25 protein-coding genes are annotated in these 24,965 nt (G+C 53.3%); 8 read left to right on the top strand and 17 right to left on the bottom strand.

Features of this window, described 5'->3' with window-relative positions; genetic code table 11:
* Positions 1-147: 147 nt before the first annotated feature.
* The 6 genes from IPM31_06455 to IPM31_06430 all read right to left on the bottom strand — a co-directional run bounded on the left by IPM31_06455 (position 148) and on the right by IPM31_06430 (position 6,584).
* Positions 148-669, bottom strand: a complete 522-nt coding sequence (locus tag IPM31_06455) for a (2Fe-2S)-binding protein (GenBank protein MBK9006620.1) — start codon at positions 667-669, stop codon at positions 148-150.
* 13 nt (positions 670-682) lie between these two features.
* A complete protein-coding gene (locus tag IPM31_06450; protein MBK9006619.1) occupies positions 683-1,561 on the bottom strand; it encodes a xanthine dehydrogenase family protein subunit M in 879 nt (292 codons plus the stop codon).
* A gap of 62 nt (positions 1,562-1,623) precedes the next feature.
* Positions 1,624-2,694: an XdhC family protein gene (locus IPM31_06445; protein MBK9006618.1), complete on the bottom strand. Its 1,071-nt coding sequence runs from the start codon at positions 2,692-2,694 to the stop codon at positions 1,624-1,626.
* A 55-nt stretch (positions 2,695-2,749) separates the two neighbouring features.
* Positions 2,750-4,051: an isocitrate lyase gene (gene aceA, locus IPM31_06440; GenBank protein MBK9006617.1), complete on the bottom strand. Its 1,302-nt coding sequence runs from the start codon at positions 4,049-4,051 to the stop codon at positions 2,750-2,752.
* A 95-nt stretch (positions 4,052-4,146) separates the two neighbouring features.
* Positions 4,147-5,724 (bottom strand): malate synthase A, encoded by a 1,578-nt coding sequence (locus IPM31_06435; GenBank protein MBK9006616.1) that lies wholly within the window; start codon positions 5,722-5,724, stop codon positions 4,147-4,149.
* 383 nt (positions 5,725-6,107) lie between these two features.
* Positions 6,108-6,584 carry a carbon monoxide dehydrogenase subunit G gene (locus IPM31_06430; protein MBK9006615.1) on the bottom strand — a complete coding sequence of 159 codons (477 nt, stop codon included), beginning with the start codon at positions 6,582-6,584 and terminating at the stop codon, positions 6,108-6,110.
* A 376-nt stretch (positions 6,585-6,960) separates the two neighbouring features.
* On the opposite strand from IPM31_06430, the gene IPM31_06425 reads away from it, so the two are divergent.
* The gene (locus IPM31_06425) at positions 6,961-8,325 is read left to right on the top strand and encodes a xanthine permease (protein ID MBK9006614.1); all 1,365 of its coding nucleotides are present in this window, start codon (positions 6,961-6,963) and stop codon (positions 8,323-8,325) included.
* A 211-nt stretch (positions 8,326-8,536) separates the two neighbouring features.
* Here the strand turns inward: IPM31_06425 and aroQ are convergent, their stop codons facing one another.
* The 9 genes from aroQ to aroH form a co-directional block, all read right to left on the bottom strand.
* Positions 8,537-8,962, bottom strand: coding sequence for a type II 3-dehydroquinate dehydratase (gene aroQ / locus IPM31_06420; GenBank protein MBK9006613.1), 426 nt, complete (start codon positions 8,960-8,962; stop codon positions 8,537-8,539).
* 58 nt (positions 8,963-9,020) lie between these two features.
* Complete coding sequence (aroB, locus tag IPM31_06415; GenBank protein ID MBK9006612.1) at positions 9,021-10,535, bottom strand: 3-dehydroquinate synthase; 1,515 nt, start codon at positions 10,533-10,535, stop codon at positions 9,021-9,023.
* Positions 10,536-10,579: 44 nt separating this feature from the next.
* Complete coding sequence (locus tag IPM31_06410) at positions 10,580-11,173, bottom strand: VanZ family protein (protein ID MBK9006611.1); 594 nt, start codon at positions 11,171-11,173, stop codon at positions 10,580-10,582.
* A gap of 42 nt (positions 11,174-11,215) precedes the next feature.
* Complete coding sequence (gene aroC, locus IPM31_06405; GenBank protein MBK9006610.1) at positions 11,216-12,391, bottom strand: chorismate synthase; 1,176 nt, start codon at positions 12,389-12,391, stop codon at positions 11,216-11,218.
* A gap of 96 nt (positions 12,392-12,487) precedes the next feature.
* On the bottom strand, positions 12,488-13,369 hold the full coding sequence (gene aroE / locus IPM31_06400) for a shikimate dehydrogenase (GenBank protein MBK9006609.1): 882 nt from the start codon (positions 13,367-13,369) through the stop codon (positions 12,488-12,490).
* 63 nt (positions 13,370-13,432) lie between these two features.
* A complete protein-coding gene (gene aroA, locus IPM31_06395) occupies positions 13,433-14,803 on the bottom strand; it encodes a 3-phosphoshikimate 1-carboxyvinyltransferase (GenBank protein ID MBK9006608.1) in 1,371 nt (456 codons plus the stop codon).
* 43 nt (positions 14,804-14,846) lie between these two features.
* On the bottom strand, positions 14,847-15,716 hold the full coding sequence (locus IPM31_06390) for a prephenate dehydrogenase/arogenate dehydrogenase family protein (protein ID MBK9006607.1): 870 nt from the start codon (positions 15,714-15,716) through the stop codon (positions 14,847-14,849).
* A gap of 3 nt (positions 15,717-15,719) precedes the next feature.
* Entirely contained in the window at positions 15,720-16,766 is a 1,047-nt protein-coding gene (gene aroF / locus IPM31_06385; protein ID MBK9006606.1) for a 3-deoxy-7-phosphoheptulonate synthase, read from the bottom strand.
* 106 nt (positions 16,767-16,872) lie between these two features.
* The gene (gene aroH / locus IPM31_06380) at positions 16,873-17,244 is read right to left on the bottom strand and encodes a chorismate mutase (protein MBK9006605.1); all 372 of its coding nucleotides are present in this window, start codon (positions 17,242-17,244) and stop codon (positions 16,873-16,875) included.
* Positions 17,245-17,672: 428 nt separating this feature from the next.
* On the opposite strand from aroH, the gene IPM31_06375 reads away from it, so the two are divergent.
* The 7 genes from IPM31_06375 (at position 17,673) to IPM31_06345 (ending at position 23,128) form a co-directional block, all read left to right on the top strand.
* A complete protein-coding gene (locus IPM31_06375; protein MBK9006604.1) occupies positions 17,673-18,866 on the top strand; it encodes a hypothetical protein in 1,194 nt (397 codons plus the stop codon).
* The gene (locus tag IPM31_06370) at positions 18,863-20,206 is read left to right on the top strand and encodes an Hsp70 family protein (protein MBK9006603.1); all 1,344 of its coding nucleotides are present in this window, start codon (positions 18,863-18,865) and stop codon (positions 20,204-20,206) included. Before IPM31_06375 ends, IPM31_06370 begins: the two co-directional genes overlap by 4 nt.
* A gap of 220 nt (positions 20,207-20,426) precedes the next feature.
* Entirely contained in the window at positions 20,427-20,732 is a 306-nt protein-coding gene (locus tag IPM31_06365; GenBank protein MBK9006602.1) for a hypothetical protein, read from the top strand.
* On the top strand, positions 20,725-20,982 hold the full coding sequence (locus IPM31_06360) for a hypothetical protein (GenBank protein ID MBK9006601.1): 258 nt from the start codon (positions 20,725-20,727) through the stop codon (positions 20,980-20,982). Before IPM31_06365 ends, IPM31_06360 begins: the two co-directional genes overlap by 8 nt.
* Before the next feature lie 90 nt (positions 20,983-21,072).
* Positions 21,073-22,164, top strand: coding sequence for an alpha/beta fold hydrolase (locus tag IPM31_06355; GenBank protein ID MBK9006600.1), 1,092 nt, complete (start codon positions 21,073-21,075; stop codon positions 22,162-22,164).
* 100 nt (positions 22,165-22,264) lie between these two features.
* A complete protein-coding gene (locus IPM31_06350; protein MBK9006599.1) occupies positions 22,265-22,651 on the top strand; it encodes a hypothetical protein in 387 nt (128 codons plus the stop codon).
* A 93-nt stretch (positions 22,652-22,744) separates the two neighbouring features.
* Positions 22,745-23,128 carry a nuclear transport factor 2 family protein gene (locus tag IPM31_06345; GenBank protein MBK9006598.1) on the top strand — a complete coding sequence of 128 codons (384 nt, stop codon included), beginning with the start codon at positions 22,745-22,747 and terminating at the stop codon, positions 23,126-23,128.
* Positions 23,129-23,313: 185 nt separating this feature from the next.
* Here the strand turns inward: IPM31_06345 and IPM31_06340 are convergent, their stop codons facing one another.
* Entirely contained in the window at positions 23,314-24,108 is a 795-nt protein-coding gene (locus IPM31_06340) for a tryptophan synthase subunit alpha (GenBank protein ID MBK9006597.1), read from the bottom strand.
* Between the two features lie 174 nt (positions 24,109-24,282).
* Positions 24,283-24,948 (bottom strand): hypothetical protein, encoded by a 666-nt coding sequence (locus IPM31_06335; GenBank protein MBK9006596.1) that lies wholly within the window; start codon positions 24,946-24,948, stop codon positions 24,283-24,285.
* Positions 24,949-24,965 lie beyond the last annotated feature (17 nt).

The raw sequence follows: 24,965 nt of genomic DNA, 5'->3' as shown, positions 1-24,965 counted from the left end.
ACGCGATTTTGTCATCAGGATTTCACTTGTAACTGGTCGTCTCGATACGTCCCGCGATGCTTCGTCTTCGCTATCGCTCAGCACGCGGGACTACTCGACCACCGAAGTCTCTAATCTCCAGTCTCTAATCTCTAATTCTCCAATTCTCTATTTCTCTGCCTCTCTCATTTTCTCACTCGCCAACCTCACCGCATCCACAATATGCTGATACCCCGTACAGCGACACAGATTCCCAGAAAGCGCGTGGCGGATCTCCTCTTCGGTTGGATTTGGGTTTTGTTTCAGGAATGGAATCATGCTCATCAAAATGCCAGGCGTGCAGTAGCCGCATTGAAGTCCGTGCGCTTCCCAAAAGGATTGTTGAAGTGGATGCAGACCCCCCTCTTTCTCTCCCCCCATTTCTCCGAAATGGGGGGAGACGGAGGGGGGCGCAAGTCCTTCAACAGTTGTAATCTCATGCCCATCGGTTTGGACGGCGAAGGTCAAACATGACCTCGCCGATTCGCCGTCGAACATGATCGTGCACGCGCCGCAGACTCCATGTTCGCAACCGACGTGCGTGCCAGTGAGTCCAAGTTCGTGGCGCAGGAAGTCGCTGAGCAACATGCGCGCTTCCACATCGCGGGTATATTTTTGTCCGTTGACCGTGAGGGTGATGGTGTGCGTCATAATGATCAATTCTCTAATTCTCTTGTGTTGCTCGTTCCGCCGCGATCTTCAACGTCTTCATCGTCAGCGTCTTCGCCAAGTGATGTTGGAACTCAACCGAAGAGTGGATATTTCCGAACGGCGAAATTTCTTTTTCGCTCGCATGTAACGCGGCAGATTCGATCAACGTGTCGTTCAACGCTTCGCCCACCAAACTTTGCGCGGCTTCGACGGCGTCCACAGGCCCATCGCCTGCATTCAAGTACACCAATTTCACCGATCTGCATTTTCCGTTTTCATCCAACGTCACAGTTGTAGCAACGCCCATCATGGCGTAATCGCCTGAGCGCGGCGCGACTTCCATAAACGACCAGCCTGTGCGCGGCGCGGCAAACGGCAATTCGATCTCCACCAAAACTTCATCGGGTTCAAGCGCAGTGGTGAACATCCCTGCAAAAAAATCTTTGGCGTCAAGCCATCGCTCGCCAGATGTGTTTTTCGCTTTCAATCTCGCGTTCAGCGCGATCATCAACACGGGCAACTCAGCGGCGGGATCGGCGTTGACAATGCTCCCGCCGATCGTGCCGCGGTTGCGGATCTGCGGATGCGCGATGGACGGCACGGCTTCATGCAACAGCGGCGCATATTTTTTTATCGAAGCGTCGAATTCCAAATGTCGTTCGCGCGCCATCGAACCGACTCGAATCACGTTCCCCTCTTCGCGAATGTAACTCAACTCCCTCGCGCGATTCAAGTCAATCAACACGCTCGGTTGCACAATGCGGAAATTCATCGCAGGCACAAGGCTTTGTCCGCCCGCCAAAAATTTGGCGTCGTCGCCGTATTGACTTTTCAAAATCACAACTTCTTCGATGGAGTTTGGAGCGTGGTATTCAAAGGGGGCTGGTTTCATTTATTATGTCATTGCGAGGGCGATGCTGTTCGCCTGAAGCAATCTCCTGTTCGATAAGAAATTTAGAGATTGGAGACTAGAGATTGGAGATTCTGCGCTTCTCTCTTCCCTTCAAGTTGATTCTGTTTCCTGAAAGTTTGCACGATCTGCGACATGACGGCGAGCGCGATCTCCTCGGGGTTTTGCGCGCCGATGTCCAAGCCGATCGGCGCGTGGACCTTGTCCATCTGCGATTCGCTCACGCCGTCGCCCAGCAATCTTTCTCTTCGTTTTGCATTTGTGCTCTTGCTCCCCAACGCGCCGATATAAAACGCGGAACTGTTCAACGCCAATTTTATCGCAGGGTCGTCAATCTTTGGGTCGTGTGTCAGAACGGCGATGGCAGTGGACGAATTGATCTTGACTTGTTCAAACGCATCGTCAACCCAAGTTTGGATTAATCTATCCACATGCGGGAATCGGGTTTCGTTGCCCCAAGCCTTGCGCGGGTCAATGAGGATAGTCTGATAGCCAAGCGTTTTTGCGAGTGACGCCAACGCAATGGCAATATGCACGCCGCCGACGATGACCAACGTTGGCGCGGGTCGAATGACATTGATAAAAACCTGCGCTTCTTCTATTGTCAATTGTTGCGGCGCTGAAATTTCTGGTGATAGGCTTAACACACGCGAGTCCATTTCGTTGCCAAGCGAACCCGCGATGATTTGATCTTCTCGAATCAGAATTTGCTCCCCGAGCAATTCATCTGAGCCGCCAATTATCGTGACGTGAATCACGCCCTCTTCATGATTGATCACTCGTTTTATTTCTTGAAAAACTTGCGCATCCAACGGCTGGACGAAAACGTCAATGCTTCCCCCACACGCCAAGCCAACACTCCACGCCGTTTCGTCTGCCACACCGAAATGCAACAGTTGCGGATGATTTGTCTTCAACACCCGCATCCCCGCTTCGATGACCGCGTTCTCCACGCACCCGCCGCTGACCGAGCCTGTGATCTTTCCGCTGAGGGTGAACGCCATGTGCGAGCCGATCTTGCGCGGCGCGGAACCCCACGTTTGAATCACGGTGGCGAGCGCAATAGACTCCCCCTCTTTCTCCCAGTGTTGAATATCAGTGAGTATGTCGCGCATGACCGCAGAGGCTGAAAAGCGCCTTCAAACTCCGCGACCGGCGACCCATGAGCGGTTAATGACTGACGCTAAATTGCTGTTCTTCTGTGGAACCTTTCATGGCAGACGTGGAGACATCGCCGCCGGTCACAGCCATTTGCACCTGGTCGAAATATCCCGCGCCCACGAAGGATTGATGCTTCACAGCGCGGAAGCCCATCTCGCGTTCCATCTTGAATTCGTGTTCCTGCACGTTCACAAAGGCGGTCATACCTGCGCGGGCGTAATTCCATGCCAGATCGTACATGCTGGCGTTGAGGGTATGGAACCCCGCCAGCGTGATGAACTGAAACTTGTAGCCCATGTCGCCTAATTCTTCCTGGAACGCCGCGATCTGCTGGTCGTTGAGTTTGCGCTTCCAATTAAACGATGGAGAGCAATTATACGCCAATAATTTACCGGGATGGCTGGCGTGGATCGCTTTGGCAAATTCGCGCGCTTCGTCCATATCGGGCGTGGAGGTTTCGCACCAGATCAGATCCACATACGGAGCGAATTCGAGCGCGCGCGCCACAGCATACTCAAGCCCGTTTTTGACGACCCAGAACCCGTCGGCGGTGCGTTCGCCGCTGAGATGTTCCTGGTCCACGCGGTCGATGTCGCCGCGGATGAGCGTGGCGCTGAGCGCGTCTGTGCGCCCGATGAAAAGGGTGGGCACGCCCTGCACGTCTGCCGCCAGCCGCGCCGCGATCAACTTCTGCACAAAATCGTGGATCGGCACCAACACTTTTCCGCCCATGTGCCCGCACTTCTTCATGGAAGAGAGTTGGTCTTCGAGATGAATGCCCGCCGCGCCCGCCTCGATCATGCCTTTGATCAATTCAAAAGTGTTGAGCGGTCCCCCAAAGCCAGCCTCCGCATCGGCAATGATCGGAGTGAAGTAATGCACTTCGCCGTCGCGCCCCTCCATGTGCTGGATCTGATCGGCGCGGATCAACGCGTTATTGATGCGGCGCAACACGGTCGGCACGCTCGTCACCGGGTACAGGCTCTGGTCCGGATACATCGTCAACGCGTCGTTCGCGTCGCCTGCCACCTGCCAGCCGCTGAGATAGATCGCCTTCAACCCCGCTTGCGCCATCTCCACCGCCTGGTTGCCCGTCAATGCGCCGAGCGCGCGAATAAATTTTTCGGCGTGGAGAAGTTCCCACAACCGTTCCGCTCCCATGCGGGCGATCGTGTAATCGTGTTGAAACGTCCCGCGCAGGCGGTCCACTTCCTCGGCGGAATACGGGCGCTTCACGCCCGCCCAGCGCGGACTTTGCGCCCACTCGCTCTTCAATTCATCGACAGACTTGGGTTGGTATTTATGATACATGGTCCATTCTCCTTTGTAAAATTTGTGGTCGGGCGAACCAGCCCGCGCGTCGGCGAAGAAGCGGCGTACGAGGCGAGTCTCAATCAGGAGGGCGGTCAATCCAAATAGTCATATGCGGGAAGCGTGAGAAAATCGGCAAAGGATGTGTCCAACGTCAGGCGATCGAACAACTGTTTCGCCTCTTCGATTCGGCTCGACGGGTAAGCCTGCTCGCCATACTGCGACCGAATCTTCCCCATTTCTTCCTCGAGAAAACCGCGATACAGTTCAGCCGTCATCGCGCGCCCGTCTGCCAGCGGCGCGTGATGATGAATCCACTGCCAGACTTGCGCGCGCGAAATTTCCGCGGTGGCGGCGTCTTCCATCAAGTTGTAAATTCCCACCGCGCCCGAGCCGCGCAACCAGGCATCCAGATATTGCAAAGCCACATTGATGTTGAGTCGCGCGCCCGCTTCGGTAATGCTGGATTCGCGTATTTTGAAATCCAAAAGATGCCCCGCTTCAACGCGGACATCCTCCCTCAACTTTTCTTTTTGATGAGGTCTCTCGCCCAGCGCCTGATCGAACGCCTCCGCCGCGACCGGCACAAGGTCGGGATGCGCCACCCAGGTGCCGTCGAAGCCGTCGCTTGATTCGCGCTGTTTATCGGCGCGGACTTTTGCCAGCGCGGCTTCATTGACCTGCGGGTCTTTTCGGCTGGGTATGAACGCCGCCATGCCGCCCATGGCATGCGCGCCGCGCGTATGACAGGTCTTCACCAGCAATTCGGTGTATGCGCGCATGAACGGCACGGTCATGGTGATCTGGGAACGGTCGGGCAGAATCACGTTTGGATGGTTGTGAAATTTTTTGATGATGCTGAAGATGTAATCCCAGCGACCCGCGTTCAACCCGGCGATGTGATCGCGCAGTTCGTAGAGAATCTCATCCATTTCGAAGGCGGCGAGGATGGTTTCGATCAGCACGGTCGCTTTGATCGCGCCGCGCGGCAGGTGTAGCGCGTCTTGCGCGAAGTTGAAGACGTCGTTCCATAAGCGGGCTTCAAGATGGCTTTCGAGTTTGGGAAGATACACATAGGGCCCGGAGCCCTTATCGAGCAGGCGTCGCGCGTTGTGAAAAAAGTACAAACCAAAATCGAACAGCGAAGCGGAGATCGGTTTACCGTCTACCAGCGCGTGCTTTTCAACGAGGTGCCAGCCGCGCGGTCGGACCATGAGAACAGCCACCCGTTCGTTGAGGCGGTAACGCTTGCCGTCGGGAGAGGTAAAGTCAATTGCCCGTTCGAGCGCGTCGCGCAGGTTGATATGCCCCTCGATCATATTATTCCAAGTGGGAGAGTTGGCGTCTTCGAAGTCTGCCATGAAGACGTTTGCCCCGGAGTTGAGGGCGTTGATGACCATCTTGCGGTCGGTGGGACCGGTGATCTCGACGCGGCGGTTTTGCAGGTCGGCTGGAATGGGCGCGACCTTCCAATCGCCTGCGCGGATGGGACGGGTGGCGGGCAGAAAATCGGGCAGGCCGCCGGCGTCAAACTCCTCCTGACGCGCAACGCGCGCCCTTAGCATGCTAAGTCGGCGCGCGCCAAATTCTCGTTCGAGTTGTTCGAGGAACCGCAGGGCATCCGCGGTCAGGATTTCATCGAAGCCCGGTGATACTGTGGTCGTTAGTTCCATCAAGATTCCATCATGATCGATTCACTTCTTGTTGATGTATGGACGGTAACGTTGAAAGAATGTTACCATACTCTCGCGCTGGAACGAAGATTAAATGAGATATTGAAACAGGAATCTGGATAACATTGGTATTATTTTTTTCCCACCATACATTGTGCCGCAAAGTTTACTTTGCGACTATAGGTTGAGAAAAAACGGGCGAATGGCAAGATTCTCTACCATACATGAGAAGATTTTTACCGCAAAGCACGCTAAGGTCGCCAAGTTAAAAAGGTTTTCTTTGCGTTCTTTGCGGGTGTCGCATGGCGCCATGGCGACACTTAGCGGTGCAAATGTACGGTAGAGAGTGGCAAGATAAATCTTGCCGTACTGCGTAAGGTGAGTTAATGATCCTCAACCCTTCTCTTCACTTCATCATAGAACAATCCCGCCAGTTTTTGCGATACAGGCAACATCAACCTTGAGACCAAACTCGCCAGTTGACCAGAGACGTTGACATCCGCCGTCCATTCGACGAGGGTGCAATCGTCGGGCGCGTCGGACATTTTCATTTCGCTGACGGCATCGGCTGTGCTTCCTGTGGCGTTGCCATGCGCTTTGAGTTTGGCAAAGTTTGGCTCGTCCAGTTCGAGAATGTCCACATCGCCGTTGAATTTCGCTTTGACGGAGCCCAGCCCCACCGAAACAACACCGCGATATTTTTTGAGTTTCTCGATCTCTTCCACTTTTTCGATGCCCGGCACGCACTGACCCAGTTGATTCGGGTCGGTGAGGAAATCCCACACTTTTTTGCGCGGCGCTTTGATGGTGACGTTGCCTTTGAGTTGCATGGAAAGAATCTCCTCGAGGATTGCTGGCAATACGGATAGTAGAGCGGACGTTAGAGAGCGTCCGCTACACGGGGTAGTGTAGCACAGTGACGATGCGAGCGTCAACGGGAGAGAAAGGCGTCCATGCCGAGGCAGGCTGAGGTCCGGAAAGAAGCGGGGTTCAATCCCAAATCGGCGTATCCCCACCTGAATTCGAGGGTTATGAAGGGTAAGATGAGAGTAGTCGGGTTGCCGGAATTTGATCTCATGAGGAACACGCTCATTGCCATGAGTTCGTCTACCGCGTATGTTGTCGCCATGCAAAAGCCGCTGGCGACTTTTTATTTGGAGGTGCGAGGGGTTGATATTTACGATCGCAATTAAATAAGCATGGCAAGACCAACCCATCAACAAGAGGAGAACTGCAATGGCTAAAAGTAATGTGATCGGCTACATGCCCAACGATACGCCCCCGATGGGGCAGACTATTCTATTGGGCTTTCAGCACGTGTTGACGATGTTCCCCGCGACGGTGCTGGTTGCCGCGTTATGCGGGTTCCATGTGAGCACCGTCCTGCTCGCTTCGGGAATTTCGACGATCGTCGCGCTGGTGTTATCGCGGCGCGGCATCGGCAACTTCATCCCGCTTTTCTACGGTTCAAGTTTCGCGTATATTGCCGCGTATATCGGCATCGCGACAGCCATGACCGGCTCCGCGCCTCAGTTCGGCGTGCCGGTTCCCAACGAGGTCATCAGCACCATGCAGGCTGGCATCGTGGTGACCGGTTTGTTGAACATCCTGGTCGGTTTTATCATCCGCGGTGTGGGGAAGGATAAATTTGACATGATCTTGCCGCCCATCGTCACGGGTTCGGTCGCGGCGATCATCGGTTTCGGTCTGGCGTTCGCCGCGCTGGGGCAAATGGCAAGCGCCAACTTCACGGTTTCCTTTGTTACCCTAATCGTGACGATTATGCTCTCGGTCTATTTGCAGGGCAGAGGGTTCATCGGAATGCTTCCCATTTTGCTGGGCGGCATTTTCGGGTACGTCTTCTCGATGATCGTGGATCCGGGTTCCGCCAACACGGCGGCAATCGGCGCCGCGCCGTTATTCGCGATGCCCAACATCACCTTCCCATCGTTCAGCGGCGAATTGTTCCTGACCGCCGTCATCAGTATTTCGATCATGGCGATCGCCACCATCCCCGAGTCGACCGCGCATCTATATCAGATGAGCCTCTACGTAGACCGCTTCGCTGAAGAATCGGGCCGCGAAAAGATTAAACTCGACAATTACATCGGTTACAACCTGGTCTTCGACGGCGTCGGCGATTTCTTGAACGGTCTGATGGGCGCCACCGCCGGCACCAACTACGGCGAGAACAACTCGCTCATGGCGATTACCCGCAACTACTCCGGGCCCGCGTTGATCGCGGCTGGCGTCATTGCCATCCTGCTCGGCTTTGTCGGAAAATTGCAGGCGCTTGTGGCATCCGTTCCGCTGGCGGTGAGCGGCGGGTTGGCGATCTATCTCTTCGGCGTGATCGGTATGCAAGGCATCGCGCTCATTCAAGAGAATAAGGTCAGCCTGTTCAGCCCGCGCAACCTCGCCATCGGCGCGGTCATCATGATCGTGGGCATCGGCGGGAATATCGGATACCCCGGCGGATTCCTTCCGATCACCATCCCCGGCATTTTCCCCAGCGGATTGCCCGCCATTGCGACTGCGGCTGTGTTGGGCATTCTCATCAACGCGGTCTTCCTGATCTTCAAACCGCCGTCGGATTCATAATTCAACCCGCTTCACCCTCGACGGGACGGCCGAATCGGCTGTCCCGTTTTTTGTTCGTCCCATTTTTTGACCCGCGAAGTCTGCCAAGGGTTCGTAAAAATATAAAGTTCCTATTGGGGATGCAATTCGATTTGCTTGGCAAATCGCGCATCCCGCTCGCAGTTGCACTGCGAGCGAACAGACATACGGCGGCGCATTTTGAGGCTTGTCTTTATTTCTCCACCAACGCGCGCAACGCGAGCGCGTACGATTTCCATCCCAGCCCTGTAATTTTCCCTTTGCAGACAGCCGAGATCAACGATGTGTGACGAAACTCTTCACGCGCGTACACATTCGAGAGATGCGCTTCGATGACGGGGATCTGAATCGCGCTGATCGCATCGCGCAACGCGACCGATGTGTGTGTGTACCCGCCAGGATTAAACACCACGCCGCTTGCCCACGTCCGCGCGTCGTGTAATGCGTCGATCAACTCGCCTTCGTGATTCGATTGCAAACATTTCACTTCCGCGCCCAACTCTTTTCCCAACTCGATCAACTTCGCGTTGATGTCATCAAGAGTCATCGAGCCGTACACGTCAGGCTCGCGTGTTCCCAGCAAATTCAAGTTTGGTCCATGCAAGATTAAGATTTTCATGTTGACTCCGTAACGCGACATTCATGTCGCGCATTGCAAAGGCGACATAAATGTCGCGTTACAAAACTTCATCCACATTCGTTACATCCACCAACTCCACCCTGCCGATCTCAACAGGCAACGCAAAGCGGATGGACTTCGCGCTCTTCTTCTTATCTACCCTCATCGCGCGGATGATCTCCTCGCGCGGCATCTCGTCGGGGATGCGAGTCGGCAACCCCAAATTTGACAACGTGGACTCAATCGCTTCATCCGACCCTCGACCTGCCACGCCAACCCTGACAGCGTACGCCGCCTCAGCGACCATCCCAATCGCAACGGACTCGCCGTGACTCAACTTGAATCCGCTGACGAGTTCCACCGCATGTCCCACTGTGTGACCGAGATTCAGCGCCGCGCGGATTCCTTTTTCGTACGGATCCTCTTCGATAATATTTATCTTCACCGCCATCGCGCGTTTGACGATCTCTTCGAGATTATTCTTTACCCAATCCATTCCATTTGAACACAATGCAAACAACTCGGGGTCGGCAATGATCCCGTGCTTGACAACCTCCGCCATGCCAGAGCGCAGGTCGCGGTCGCTGAGGGTGAGCAAAAGGCTGGGGTCAGCCAGAACCAGTTTGGGAGGGTGAAAAGAACCGATTAGGTTTTTTCCCTCGGGCAAGTCGAATCCAGTTTTGCCTCCAATTGAAGCATCCACCATGGCGAGCAGAGTCGTCGGCACGGCGATCCAATCAATGCCGCGCATGTACGTGGACGCGGCAAAGCCAGCGAGGTCGCCGATCACGCCGCCGCCGAGGGCAACGACCGTACTTTTGCGGTCGAGTCCGTATTCGAGAAAGGCTTTCCATAAACGGGAGACGGTTTCAAGATTTTTATGTTCCTCGCCCGCAGGGATGATGATTGATCTTTCGATGTTGATTTTATCGAGATGATGTTTGGCAACATTTTCGTCGGTGACGATGAGGCTTCCGTACGCAATACTGCGCAAATTTCCAATTTGTCCAACCCGAACATCATACTCACCCATCGCAGAGAGATGATGGCGACCCAACATAATTTGCGCGCGGTGCGCGATCTGCTCAGCGGATTGATCGTCAACATCGAGTTTCAACGTGAACGAATCATAATGCTCGCGGCGATTTTCAAGCAACGACTTGAGTTTCGATTTCAAATCACCCACAAGCAATGGACGTTTGTTTGAATCTTCGTTGAGTCTTGCGAGAAGCGTATCCAACTCTGCCGTGAGCAAAACAATCTTGCCACTGCTCTCCACGTGTTGACGATTTTCATCGCGCAACAACGCGCCGCCGCCGAGGGCAACCACCGATTCCCCTCTCCCAGTGGGAGAGGGGTTAGGGGTGAGGGTGATCTCCCTCAACGCCGACGATTCCAAATCACGAAACGCCGACTCGCCCTGCCCCTCCATGATCTGCGGAATGGACATGCCCGCCTTCGATTCGATGACGCGGTCGAGGTCAATGAATGGAAGTTTGAGATTCCGCGAAAGGATTTCTCCGATCGTGGTTTTGCCTGTGGCGGGTGGTCCGTAGAGGAAGATGTGGGTCATGGTAAATAGAAAGTAGGGAGTTGCGAGTGAACAGTGAGCAGTTATCAGTGGTTATGCTGGCAGACTATATCATGGACATAGGCAAAGATGTGGCGAGGTTGGCTCTGAATTTTTTGAATGACGTAGAGATAAATCGCTCCAAAAATGCGGAAGATGCCATAGCCAAGTAAAACTCCAATGGCGTTGAGGATGAGGTCGTTGATGTCTACGGCGCGGAAGGGACTACGCAATAAGAGAGAGATAACGAGTTGGACAAACTCAAACGTAAAGCCGACAACCAGCGCCAGCCAAAAAATGTTCTTTGGCTTGATGCGGGCGATAAAGTTGACGCCAAAGCCGAACGGAATGGTAAGCAGGATGTTCTGATAGATTTCCCGAATACAAAGTTCCAGTCCGCGCGGGTCGCAATAACCAAAATCAAACGGAATAAGATTGATGTTCGGCTTGAAGTCGGATACGGCGTATCCGATTGGAAACGGAAATACAACAACACTGACGACATTAATGATATAGACGCCAAACACAAAAGAGAAGAGGACTCGAAAAGGATCTTTCCATTTCAGCCATATCCCAATGAGAACTAAGACGAGAATCGCAAATGCAACACAGAAAGCATTTACATCCATGAGGGCTAACATGTCTACGTGTATACCTGTTTACCTGTTTCCATGTTTACACCCTCACTCCCAAAACACGTGCGGAGTATTATCCATTTGCAAATCGTCAAGTGTTGCTTTGCGCAACGATTCAAAACGCGGTTTGATCTCGTTCATCGAGTCGCCGCCGAGTTTTTCGAGGAGCGCATCCGCCAGCACGAACGCGACCATCGCTTCCAAGATCGGAACAGCGCGAGGCACGGGGCAAAAATCGGAGCGTTCATATTTAGTGGGAGCATTTTCGCCGAGAGCGAGGTCAACGGTATGTTGCGGTATGAGAGTCGTGGCAATCGGTTTCATCGCGGCGCGGATGATGATCGGCTGTCCGTTGGAGATTCCGCCTTCGGTGCCGCCTGCCCTGTTGGTCAAACGTCGAAGGTCAAAGGTCGAAGGTTGAAGGTTGATCGCGTCGTGGGCTTGTGTGCCAAGTCGTTTGGCGTTTTCGAACGCGTCGCCGACTTCGACACCTTTGATGGCTTGCACAGACATGATCGCCATGGCAAGTTTCGCTTCGAGGCGTTTGTCCCATTGAACGAAACTTCCCAGACCAACAGGAAGATTCAACGCGACGATCTCAAGGATTCCTCCCAGCGTGTTTTTTCCGTGTATCGCTTTTTCGATTTCATCCCGCATCCTCTGCGCGGACGTGGGGTCTGGGCAACGCACATCGGACTCTTCCGCAAGCTGGAAGCGTTCTTCATAAGGCATGTCGCCGAAGTCTGCTTGAGTTTCGCCGATGGATGAAACGTATCCGCCGACGACGATACCAAACTGCGCAAGAAAATGTTTGCATACCGCGCCGACCGCGACGCGCATGGTCGTCTCTCTCGCGGAGGCGCGTTCGAGCGCGGGACGTAAATCTTTGTAGCCATATTTGACCGCGCCTGTTAGATCCGCATGCCCAGGGCGCGGACTCGTCATCGGCTCGACGGCTTTACCCTTCCATTTAATGTGATCGGCATTTTCGACGAGCATGGCAATCGGCGCGCCTGTGGTTTCTCCCGCCATCACGCCGCCGAGGATCTGCACAGTGTCTTTTTCAATTTTCATCCGCCCGCCTGAGCCGTACCCTTGTTGGCGGCGAGTCAATTCTTTGTTGATGATGTCAGGCGCGAGAGGAAGTCCAGCAGGCATACCGTCGAGGATAGCGGTGAGCGAGGGTCCGTGTGATTCGCCTGCGGTGAGGAAGCGTAGGGGCATGAGGGGCTCCGAGTGGAAAGTGGAAAGTCAGTGAGCAGTGATTAGTTATCAGTGAACAGTAATCAGTGAAGTGAGGAAAGACGAAAGAGGAAAGAATTATGATTCGACTGATTGATGGAGTATTTCTCTGGAAGGTATGCAACCTGTCCATAGTTCAAAAGACAGCGCGGCTTGTTCGATGAGCATACCAAGTCCTGTGGCGGCGCGAAGTCCTTGTTGGCGGGCTTCTCTAACCAATTTTGTTTCTCTTGGGTTATACACTAGATCATAAATGAAAGCGTTGGAAGGCAGTGACAGATTTTCGGGGAGGGGAGATTGGTCAATGGTTGGGGTCATGCCCAATGGAGTGGTGTTTACGAGAAGAGAGAGATTAGAGACTAGAGACTGGAGATTGGCGTAATTAGTAATTGGTAATTGGTAATTGGGGAATGAGATCGCAAGTTCTTGCGCTTGTTCGATGCGGCGGGCGGAGATGGTTACGTTCCAACCGTCATTCAGTAACGCGTAAACAACCGCTCGCGCTGAGCCGCCTGCGCCTAAGACGATTGCCGATTTTTCCCTCACCCCTGCCCCTCTCCCAAAGGGAGAGGGGGATTCTGCGAGGAATTTTCTCAAATCCGTCAAAAATCCAGCCGCATCGGTGTTATCGCCGATGAGTTTGGATTCTTTCAGGTAAATGGTGTTGACCGCGCCGATGGCTTTGGCTGTGGGAGTCAGCTCATCGAGAAACTCGATCACGTTTTGTTTGTGTGGGATGGTGACGTTGAGTCCGTGTAGTTCGCCTGTGCGGAGGCGGGCGAGGAGGTCTTTCAATCCTTGTTTGTCGTCGGGTGCAATTGGGAAGAGAGAGTAGTCGCCCTGTAAGTTGCAAGCCTTTAATGCGGCGGCATGAATAGTTGGCGATAACGAATGGCTTAACGGGTAGCCGATCAAACCAAGATGGAAGGATGAAGGATGAGGGATGAGGGGTGAAATCATGGGTACGAGTTACGGGATACAAGTTACTTGTTTACGTGTCTACCTGTGTACTTGTTTACCTGTCTACGATAATTGTTTGAGAACCTCAAAAAAGTTTGGAAAGGTTTTGGAAACACAATTTGGGTTTTCAATCGTGACACCATCGAAAACCAAGCCGATGAGGGAGAATGCCATTGCCATGCGGTGGTCGTTGTAGGTTTGGATGGTGGCAGGCTGGAAAGTTTGGCACGGGTAGATCGTCATGCCGTCTTCGTGTTCGTCCACTTGGACGCCGAGGCGGGCGAGTTCGGCGCAGGTGGCGTGGACGCGATCCGTTTCTTTGTGGCGGGCGGAGGCGATGCCGCGGATTCGAGTTGGCGAAGTCGCAAAAGGCGCGATCGCCGCGAGGGTTTGGGCGGTGTCGGGGAGGTCGCGGAGGTCAATGTCAATGCCGCGAAGTTCGGAGTGACCAGTGACCAGTAAGCAGTGATCAGTTTCGGTCACAGTGCATCCCATCTGCGCGAGAACATCGAGAAATTTGATGTCGCCTTGCACGGAGTTGCGCGAGATGTTCTCCACTTTGACGGTTCCTCCGCAGATGGCTGGCGCGGCGAAGAAGTAGGAGGCGGCGGAGGCGTCGGATTCAATAGGATAGGAAGAGAGAATTGGAGAATTGGAGAATTGGGTGTTGGAGATTGGAGACTGGAGACTGGAGATTGGAGATTGGTATTTAGTAATTGGTACAGTGAAGGATCGGTAATCGTTTCGTTGAACTTCAACTCCGAAGTCTTGCATGATGGCTATGGTCATATCCACGTAGGGCTTTGAATTCAGTTCGGTGGTGAGTTCGATTTCGATGGGAGATTCGGCGTATGGGGCGACCATGAGGAGGGCGGAGAGGAATTGGGAGGAGATGTCGCCCGCGATTTTGGTTTTGCCGCCGCGCAGACCGTCTGCGGTGATTTTGACGGGAAGGAATACCTGACTACTATCCACGGAAGATGGACGAAAGTTCATAGCCCAGGGTTTATCGTCCGCAGTGGTAATGTTTGCTCCTAATTGAGTCAAAGCATGAACCAAATCATGAATCGGGCGTTCGCGCATGCGCGGCTCTCCATTTAAAACATACTCGCCGTGACCGAGCGTCAGAAACGCGGAGAGGAATCTTGCGGCGGTGCCCGCATTGCCGATGAAGAGTTCGGCGTTGGGCGCGGGGATTTTTCCGCCGAGACCTTGCACGGTCATTTCGGAGTTTGTTTCGTCGAGTTGAACGTCAAAGCCCAATTCTTGTAATGCTTTCGCAAAATAGTTTGAATCGTCCGAGAATAACGCGTTGGTTAATTTTGTTCTGCCGTTTGCAAGAGCCGCGATGAGCAAGGCGCGATTCGTCAGCGACTTGGAGCCAGGGACGCGGACGCTGGCGTTGAGGGGATGGGAGATGGGAGTGATGCGCATTGAGGAGTAGAGAGTAGAGGATTAGAGAATAGAGATTGGAGGATTAGAGAGTGGAGAGTGGAGATTTGTGGGTTATCTCTTGATAAGCAAACCGCGACTTATTCAACAATTCTTCCATCTGAAAGTAGTTTTCGTTCTGCAAATTTTCTTCGAGTTCCGTTAGCGATGCGCGAAACGACTGGATCGCGCTCAAAACATTTTCACGATTCGATTGCAGTATGCCGATCATCATGCGCGATGGCGTGTCTGCAAGGCGCGAGTTGGAGCGGAAGCCTGGTCCGATCAATGCGGCGAATTCTTCGGGCAGTGTGTTAACCAGAGCCGAAGAGAGCAGGAAGGGCAAATGGCTTGTAAACGCCAGAATGCGGTCGTGCGCTTCGGCAGACATTTCAATACAATTCGCGCCAACGGTTGAAATTATTTGTCGAGCCGCAGATCTCGATTTTGGCGTGGTCCGCTCCGATGGCGTGATGACGAACGGCGCGTTTCGGTATAGATGGGCGTCGGCGTTTTCCAAGCCGAGTTTTTCCTTGCCGCAGATCGGGTGCGCGCCGATGATCTCAAAGTTTTCGGGCAGTTGATCCATGGATTCGACGATCAATTTTTTTGTCGAACCCACATCCATCACGATGCAGGATTGTGTAATGAAGGATGGCAGTTTTGGAAGGATGTCTACCATCACATTCACAGGCGTTGCCAGGATCAAGACATCCAGTTGCGACATGGAGGACAAGTCGCTCGAAGCGTGGTCAACGATCCCTACGGCGAGCGCAAGCTCAACCGTGGGAAGATGCGTGTCGAATCCGATCAGGCGGGCGCATTTCCCTTTGAGACTCATCGCCAGCGAGCCGCCCATGAGTCCCAATCCAAGAATCCCAATCGCAGAATCTTCGAGCGAAAAGCCATCCTCCATGGATCACCAGCCCACAGTCGCAGGCTTTTCGATGGGCGCGATGCGGCGTCCCATCACTTCGGCGATGGCTTTCACTTGTTTGACCATCTCGGCGAATTTTTCGGGCTTGAGCGATTGCTTGCCATCGGAGACGGCTTTCGCGGGATCGGGATGGACTTCGACGATGATGCCGTCGGCGCCCGCCGCAATGCCCGCGCGCGCGATGGGCGCGACGTAATCGTAATGACCTGTGGCGTGCGACGGATCGAGGATGACGGGCAGATGCGTTAGATTTTTCAACACAGGGATCGCGTTGATGTCGGTCGTGTTGCGCGTGGACGTTTCGAACGTGCGGATGCCGCGCTCGCACAGGATGACCTGCTTGTTGCCGCCCGCGAGAATGTATTCGGCAGACATGAGCAGTTCTTCGATGGTGGCGCTGAGACCGCGTTTGAGCAAAACACTTTTGCGCGTTTCGCCGAGCATACGCAACAGATTGAAATTTTGCATGTTGCGAGCGCCCACTTGAAAGACATCCACATAGTTCAGCATGAGATCGAGTTGCACCTGCGACATGATCTCGACGACGATAGGCATGCCCGTTTGCTCGCGCGCCTCGGCAAGATATTCGAGTCCCTCTTCGCCGAGTCCTTGAAACGCATACGGCGACGTGCGCGGTTTGAAGACTCCGCCGCGCAACGCGTTCGCGCCCGCTTCTCTCACCGCGTGGGCTGTCTCCAAAATTTGACTCTTCGACTCCACCGCGCACGGACCTGCGATGATCACAATGTCGTCTCCGCCGACGCTGAAGCCGTCGATCGGGAACACAGAATTTTCAGGATGCACTTGCCGCGAGCCAAGTTTGAACGGTTGCGAGATTCGTTTCACTGATTCAACTCCATCGAGAATTTCAAACGGGTCGAGCGACGGGATGTGGAACTCGCCCACCGCGGCGACGATGGCGGTTTCGACTCCGTAGGTGATGTGCGGCGTCAGCCCGTGTTGTTTGATGACGTTCACAACTCCTTCGAGTTGTTGCGGGGTGTAGTGCGGTTTCATTACGATGATCATGGTGGTTTCTCCTAAAGGGTGAATGATGAATTATGAAGGATGAATTTCTGGTCGAAAGTCTTAGGTCAAAGGTCAAGCGACTTGTGACTTTCGACATTTGACTTGTTCATTGAGCCGCAACCAGATCGGGTCTCAGTTTCACCGCGTCACGCAGATAGACGTGGGTGATTTCATTTTGAGGCACATCGGTATTCCATTGGATTAAAACCCGAATCACTCGCGGCAGGCTGTTTGGCACGGGGATTTCGCGCGCGCACATCATCGGGACGAGTCCCCAGCCGATCTGCCGCGCCCCCTCTGCGGGGAACGTGGAGACGAGATCGTCGGTGACGGTAAAGAGCGCGCTGGCGATGTCTTCGGGGATCATCCCTTCGTTAGACGCGAGAATCGCAGTGAGCAATTCCCGCGTCGCTTCGAGGATGAGGTCTGGTTCGTCTGCGGCGACAGTGATCGCGCCTCGGATTCCGCGTGTGGGCATACATGGCTCCTTGTGCAACGCGAGATCGTATCTCGCGCTGCGAATAAAATAAAAGAGCGAGACCGTGTGGTCTCGCTCTTTGCGTGAACAGAGTTACTTTCTGTCTACTTAAGCGCCACCAACGGCAACCGAGTCTCGGAAACCGTAAAAATAAAAGTACGCAAACCAGCGGGCTGACTTAAGCATGTTGGGCAGTATTCTATGCTAATGAAGTAATTGCGTCAAGAGTCGTTTCTTGTACACGGATTTCACGGAAACCACGGATTGAATCTTTTTATCACGGTTTTTCCGTGAAGGTCAGTCAATCGTAGGTCAGGCTTGTAGCCTGACGTTCTTCTGATGTACAGCAATTGGCGGGTTAAAAACCCGCCCTACAATTACTTGTGCAAGAAGTCTACAGTATAATTTTTGGTTCGAGGAATCCCACCATGTCGTTATCAAACAAAATCGAAGAATGGATGAAAGAAGCCGAGGCGCGACCCGAGTCCGCGGTGACGATTGTGCGGCTGATCGCCAGGCGTTTGCGCGAGTTGAGCGAACGGGACGAAGAACTGCTGGCGGAGAATATCGCCTTACAGAACGGCACGCGCGTGGAGGAGTATCAGAAGCGCATCGCCCATCTCGAATATCAACTCGACCTCATCAAGCGGCGGTTCGGCGTGGACGAAGGCGCGCTGGTCGAACTCCCCGCGCAACCTGTCGAAGCGGCAACGCAAAATTTGTTGATCTACAACGCGCAGGGACGGATCCTCCGCCTCGAATTAAACTCGGATGTAAAAGAACTCGGTCGCATCACGAGCGACATGTCCAACGACCATGAGCCGCCGCGCATCCTCGCCGTCCCATCGAATGAAGAAGCGTTGTTGCTGTACACATCGGGTCGGGTCAGCACATATAAAGTGAGCGACATTCCGCTCATCAAAGTCGGCGGCGCGTGGGAGTGGAGTCAAGCCGCGTTGCCCGATGAGCCGCGCGCGGGCGAACTGCTCGCTTGCATCACGCCGTTCTCGCGCCTGCCCCTCTCCGATTTCTTCCTCCAAATCAGCCGCCGCGGTTGCGCCAAGAAAACGATGACCTCCATGGCGCAGTCCATTCTCGGCAATCATTACATCGGCAAAGGCGCGATACAAAAATCCGACCAGCCATTTGATCTCACGCTCTCGCACAAAAATGATCGCGCGGTCTTCGTCACATACGAAGGCAAGGTCATCGCTTTCGACGTGGACGACCTCTCGTACGCCACCGAGGAGCGCGTCCGCCTCGCCGCCACCGATTATGTCATCGCGTCGTTCATCACGCGCGCCGACGACTCACTGCTCTTCGTCACGCAAACGGGCAAAGTGATTCACCGCGAAAGCAAAAGCATCGAGACATCCAAATCGTCCGCCGCAAAAGGACAAGCGTTGATTCCCCCCTCGCGGCTTGAGCAGGGAGTCCGTTTTGTGGGCGCGGCATCGGTCAAGGATTCGGATTCGATCATCGTGCTGGATGCGACGGGGCGTCTCCAACTCCTCGAAGCGGATTCCATGACGGGAAGCGGTTCGATCTCAGCCGAGGCTTGGATCCTCTCCATCGGGCTGATCCAAGCTGACGGGGGAAAGACGCGGAGCGTGTCGTCATGAGTCTCAAAGTCGGAATTGACTTCGGCACATCCAATTCGGGAGTCGCAGTCTACGATGGGCAACGAGTCCGCGTGTTGCCTGTTGACCCGAAAAATGTTTTGCCTGAAGTCATCAAGACCGTGTTGTACATCACGAAAGAGTATCGCGCGTATCTCGGGCAGGAGGCGGTGGAGACGTATTACCGCGATAACGTCAATCGTCAGCGGCGGTATGTGAAGCAATGGGCGGGCGAGATCGAATATCGCGGCGCGGATCTGTTTTACATGCGCGATATTTTTGTGTACGTGGACGAGTTGAAGCCTGGGCGTTTGTTGCAATATCTCAAGACCGCGTTGCGCAAGGACAATTACAAAGGCACGCAAATCTTTGAACGTTATTACAGCGTGGGTGATCTGGCGCAGACGTATTTGAGTCTGTTGAAGCACCGCGCCGAAGATGTGTTGGGCGAAACGATTGAGGCGGTGACGTTGGGACGCCCCGTCAAATTTTCCGAGTCGGCTGAACTCGACTCCAAAGCGCAAGAGACGTTGCGCGCGGCGGCGCATGAGGCAGGCTTCAAAGAAGTGGACTTTGAACTGGAGCCGATCGCCGCCGCGTTGGATTACGAACAATCCATTACGAAGCCGCAGAACGTCGTCATCTTCGACTTCGGCGGCGGCACGCTCGACATCGCCGTAATGCGACTCGGCGATGCGAAGAGTCGTAAGGTCTATGCCAGCGGCGGAGTGGACATCGCAGGCTCCGACTTCGACCGCGCGATCATCGAGAAGCGCATGTTGTCGCATTTTGGTTTCGGCAAAGTCAAACATCACCCCGAGATCATGCAGATGATCGAGGCTGTCCCCGATTGGATGGCGCTCCCCGAAATGGGCACGCCCATCAACAAAAATATTTTAGATAAAGCCATTCAAGCAAAGGTTGCGCCCGTCCGCTTGAGGGCGTTGGAGCATTTGATCTACAACGATCTGGCGTTCACTTTCTACAACCGAGTCGAAGCAGGGAAGATCGCCCTATCTAATGAAGGCGCGACGGTCATCACCCTCGAAGATAAAGACATCGCGCTGTGGGAACTGTACACCCGCTCGCAATTCGAATCCGATATTCAGCATTATCTGGTGGATGTGGAAAAAGTTCTGCTCGATACAGTTGCCAAATCGGGACTTGAGATCGGTCAAATTGACGCGATCGTGAAAACGGGCGGCTCGTCGAATATCCCATTGTTCACGGGGATGCTGGGGAGACTCTTTGGCGCGGAGAAAGTGAAAGAGTCGAACGCGTTCAGCAGTGTGGTCGCTGGGCTGGCGATCAAGGCGTTCAACCAGTCATCGGTGGTTGAGTAGCGATGAACGGAGTGAGGAGCGTATCGAAACCACCAAATTTCAAGAAGAAATCTTGTAACAAGAATTGTTTTACGGCATGGTGGTCTCGGTACGTCCCGCTACGCTTCGACTTCGTGGCGCGAACATCACGCGCCACTCCGCTCAGCGCGAGCGGGACTACTCGACCACCGAGGTAACTTTTGGTCTATGATAGAATCCACTCAACGCGAAGGAGTTTGATATGAAACCTGGCGACTATGTTGGCTTATACATTGACGACAAGTTAATCTACACAGGCGTCTTGAAAGACATCGGCAAGATGGATAGCGGGCGGACGATCTATCAGGTCTTGCTGGTGAAGAATATTTTTCAGCGCAATTACCCCGAAATCCACTTTGACCCTGATATTCGACCTGCTACATTCGAACAATTGCAGGATGAAATCAAACGCCTCAAGATCAAATTAATGAAGGGTCTCGAAAAACTGGAGGGTGAACATGTCGCAGAACTCATCGAAGAAAAAGAACTCCATAACATCATTGGATGAATACGACCAATTGTTGCAATTGTATTCCGACGCGTGGGATCGAGTCCATTCTGGCGGCACGGGCGCGGGATACAGCGGTATTCATTACGAAGTCTTTGAGGCGCTTCGCAAGTATAGCAGGGTCGCCAACAGCCGCGACGAAGCCTTGACCGAATTGAAAAAATTGCTTCGTGAATATGAAGTTGAGCATTTGGGGGAAAAAGATAAATCAGATGAAGAATACCTGAGCAAGTTTGATGACATTGAATGAAAGTCGGCGCAGACCATTGGATTGCAGATCGGACAGGCGCATAATTGGAGTAAAATTTCCTAATTCCTGTAAAAAGAATCTGAAGCTCATATGAAACAGGAAATCCGTTTCTGCACAGCCTTCGATGGGATCCGCCTTGCTTATGCCAAAGTTGGGCAGGGTCCGCCATTGGTGAAGGTCGGCAATTGGATGAGTCATCTGGAGTATGACTGGAACAGTCCCGTTTGGGGAGCGTGGATGGAGGGCTGGTCGCGGTTTCATACGTTTTACCGATATGACCCGCGCGGCTGTGGTCTCTCGGATTGGAATGTGACCAATTTTTCCTTCGAGGCATTGGTTAGCGATTTGGAAGCGGTAGTGGATGCGGCTGGGTTGGAACAGTTCGATCTGTTTGCCATGTCGCAGGGCGGATGTGTATCCATGGCGTACACGGCAAGGCATCCCGAACGAGTTCGAAGGCTGATCCTGTACGGCGGTTATCTTCAAGGAGGCTTGGCAAGGAATCCCACGCCCGAAGCGGTGGAAGAGGTGGAGGTGTGGCTCAAACTTCTCAAGTTGAGTTGGGGAAATGAAAACCCAGCCTATCGGCATGTATTTACAATGACTTTAATTCCAGAGGGGACCCCCGAACAATTGGACTGGTTCAACCATTTGCAATTCATCTCCACATCCCCTGCCAACGCCATGGAAGTTCAGCGAATGTTCAATCAGGTGGATGTGTGCGACCTGGCGAAAACGATCAAGGCGCCAACCATGGTCATTCAGGCAAAACACGATACAGCCGTTGCGTTTGAAGAGGGACGGAAGACTGCGGCTCACATCCCAGGCTCACAGTTCGTCATTTTGGACAGCAAGAATCACGTCTTGATGAAGAACGAGCCAGCATGGTCAAATTTTTGGGATGAGTTCTATCGCTTCCTTGAGGTGGGCAGGGAATCCTCCACAGCGAGGCGCGAGGCTTCAGTGGAGGAAAAGGTCTGGTCCCAGCTCACCAGCCGCGAGCGTGAGGTGATGCGGCTGTTAGCCGAAGGCAAATCCAATTTGGAGATTTCACAAAAACTCGTTTTGAGCGAAAAGACCATCCGTAATTACGTCTCGAGTATTTACGAGAAATTGCAGATCAACAGTCGAGGCGAGTTGATCGTGCTGGCGCGCAAATTGGGATTGATGACGGATAAATAAGGTCGGGACAAAATCGGGACACGCGTCTCTTTGCGATGGGACAGGTTGAGGGCTATGCTACGGACAGTCATCCAACCGTTTTATTCAAAAGGAGAACACCATGAACGAATCGGATCGCGTCAAATATTTGCGAATTGCGCTATGGGTCTTTGGACTCGCTTTCATCTTTGGCATTTGGTTTCTATCAAAGGTTTGGGCTTCTGGCTGGTCATGGCATACGGAAGGACGCTCATATTACTTTGAAATGATCCTGGGCGTATATGCCACACTGGGCGTGTTTCTGATTCTTGCCGCGCGCGACCCGCTCAAAAATCTTAGCCTCATCTGGTTCACGGTTTGGTCAAGCGCGGTGCACGGCGGAATCATGGCAGTGCAATCATTTGACAGCCCGCACAACATGGGTCACCTATACGGAGACGTATTGGTATTGTTCGTCGTTGCAGCGGTGTTGGGTTTTCTGACTCCTCGCAAAAGCACGATGGCTTGATCGTAATACAGGGTGGAATACCAACACAGTCTGGCAGGGAGAATACCTGCCAGACTGTCATAATAAAGCCGAGGTCTTTGAAAGGATCAAAACATGAACACTCAATCAAGAGATACGGACATCAAAGCCATCCACGAAGCGGTGGAGGATTATTACGTTGGCTGGTATTCAGCCAATGCCGAACGAATGAGGCGTTGTTTGCATGAAGGGCTGGCAAAACGCGCCATCGATTTGGACGAGGCAGGAAAGCAATATCTGCTCCATCTCACCAAAGAGATCATGGTGGATGACACGTCAAAAGGCGGTGGAAGTGACACGCCCGCCGAGAAACAAACCTGGACAATTACCATTTTGGATTGCTATGAGGAAATCGCAACGGTCAAAGTGGCGTCGGGAGAATATATGGAATACATTCACCTTGCCAGGCAGGATGGTCAATGGCTGATCGTGAATGTACTTTTTGCAGTTCGTCCTTAAAATTTCAGAAGGGGGTATTCCAAATTAAGATTATCTTATCGGGTCAATGCGCTTCGGAACTCAGCAATAAATTGTTTCGCCGCCTCAACACCGCAGGGCTAAAGCCGCTTGCTCAGCACATGGAAGCCCTGCGGGCTGACGAGCGAGTCGGCTTTTAGCCGACTTCCACGCACTGAGGCAGGGCTTCATCCCGCCGATTCACGCAAAGCCTCCCGAAACATCCTCGCCAACTCCCTCGCCGCATCAACGGGACTTTCACTTCCTCCAATTGTCCTCACACAAGCCGTTCCTACAATGACTCCATCCGCCATTCGACCAACTTCACGCGCTTGCTCAGGCGTGCTGATCCCAAATCCCACACACACAGGAATATCCGTATGTTGGCGGACATTTGCAATTAAATCCGACAATCCTTCAGCGACTGTTTTTCTTTCTCCTGTTATTCCAGTCACCGAAACTAAATAAATAAATCCTTTTGCATTGCGCGCGATTTTTTCCATACGTTCGGATGATGAGGTCGGCGTAAGCATGGGAATCAACGGTAGGGGCGGACTGCCGTCCGCCCCTACAACGGACATAAATTCCTCCGCCTCCTCCATCGGCAAATCTGGGACGATGAATCCATCCGCGCCTGCCTCCACCGCATCATGGACGAATCTCTCCAGTCCATACGCCAGCATGGGATTGTAGTAACCCATCAAGATCAGCGGAATATCCACGCCGCGTTGACGTAACTCCTTCACCGCTTCGAGCGACTTCTTGACCGTGATTCCCATCTCCAACGCAATTTGTGTGGCGTGCTGAATCACGGGTCCATCGGCGAGCGGGTCAGAGAACGACAGCCCCACCTCGATCAAGTCCGCGCCGTTATTGGCGAGCGCCTCGATCACGTCAATGGATGTGTCCAAGTCAGGGTAACCCAGCGGGAAGTAGGGCATGAAGATCGGTTTGTGCTTGAAGGCAGTTTCGATTCGGTCCATTTTTCCTCTTTACCGCGAAGCACGCGAAGATCGCTAAGAAAATCTTTTGGTTTTCTTCGCGTCCTTTGCGCTCTTAGCGATTCATTTTTTTATTCATCCAAATTCGTTGGTCGAGCAGTATCCTGAGTTTATCGAGGGGCAGGCGGCGTTCGTCCGCCGTATCGAAACCAACCTCTAATCTCTAATCTCTTTTTTTCTTGAACTCGCGCTCAACGCCATGACCAATAAAAATACATCGGTCAGAATCCAAAATATATTCGGTACTATGCCGCCCGATAACGGGGGAAAAACATACTCGGTGAGGTTGAGCGTGTTGGCAATGCCATAACTGGTTACAGCGCAGAACAAAAGCCAGGCGGTTCCGTGCCAAATGGTCTCGCGCGAAGCGCGCGCTCGTTGCCAGGCAACGACAATTAAAACGGCATCGAACATTGGGTAAAGGGCTAACCCTAAAAAGCCGATCCAATCTCCGCCGTTGGTTGCCATCGCTGAACGGAAATAAAAAGCCCACACCAGCACGGCTGTGATCAGGGCGGCTGAGCCGACCCATTTCCAAGTCTTTTGAGTTAACGCGACTGGATACAACCAGAGCGCAAGCCCAACCAGCGCGTAACGAACGATATAGAATACATCCACAAGAGAAAATGTGGATAACGCCGCACCCGTGACAAGGTCATGAACGATCCACGCAATGTTGCCCAGCAGATTCATCGTCCATGCCCATGCAAAGAACAGCCAAAAATTGCGCGGTTCACGCCGACGAATGACCTGTCCCCAAAGAACAAGCAGAATAGCCAGTAGCGTCAAATATCCAACTGCTTGCAGAGTTTGTAAAAGCATCTCGGTGTATTCCTCCG

It is taken from the genome of Candidatus Defluviilinea gracilis, from assembly GCA_016716235.1.
Classification (GTDB): Bacteria; Chloroflexota; Anaerolineae; order Anaerolineales; family Villigracilaceae; genus Defluviilinea; species Defluviilinea gracilis.
This window is presented reverse-complemented; position numbering and strand designations above follow the sequence as displayed.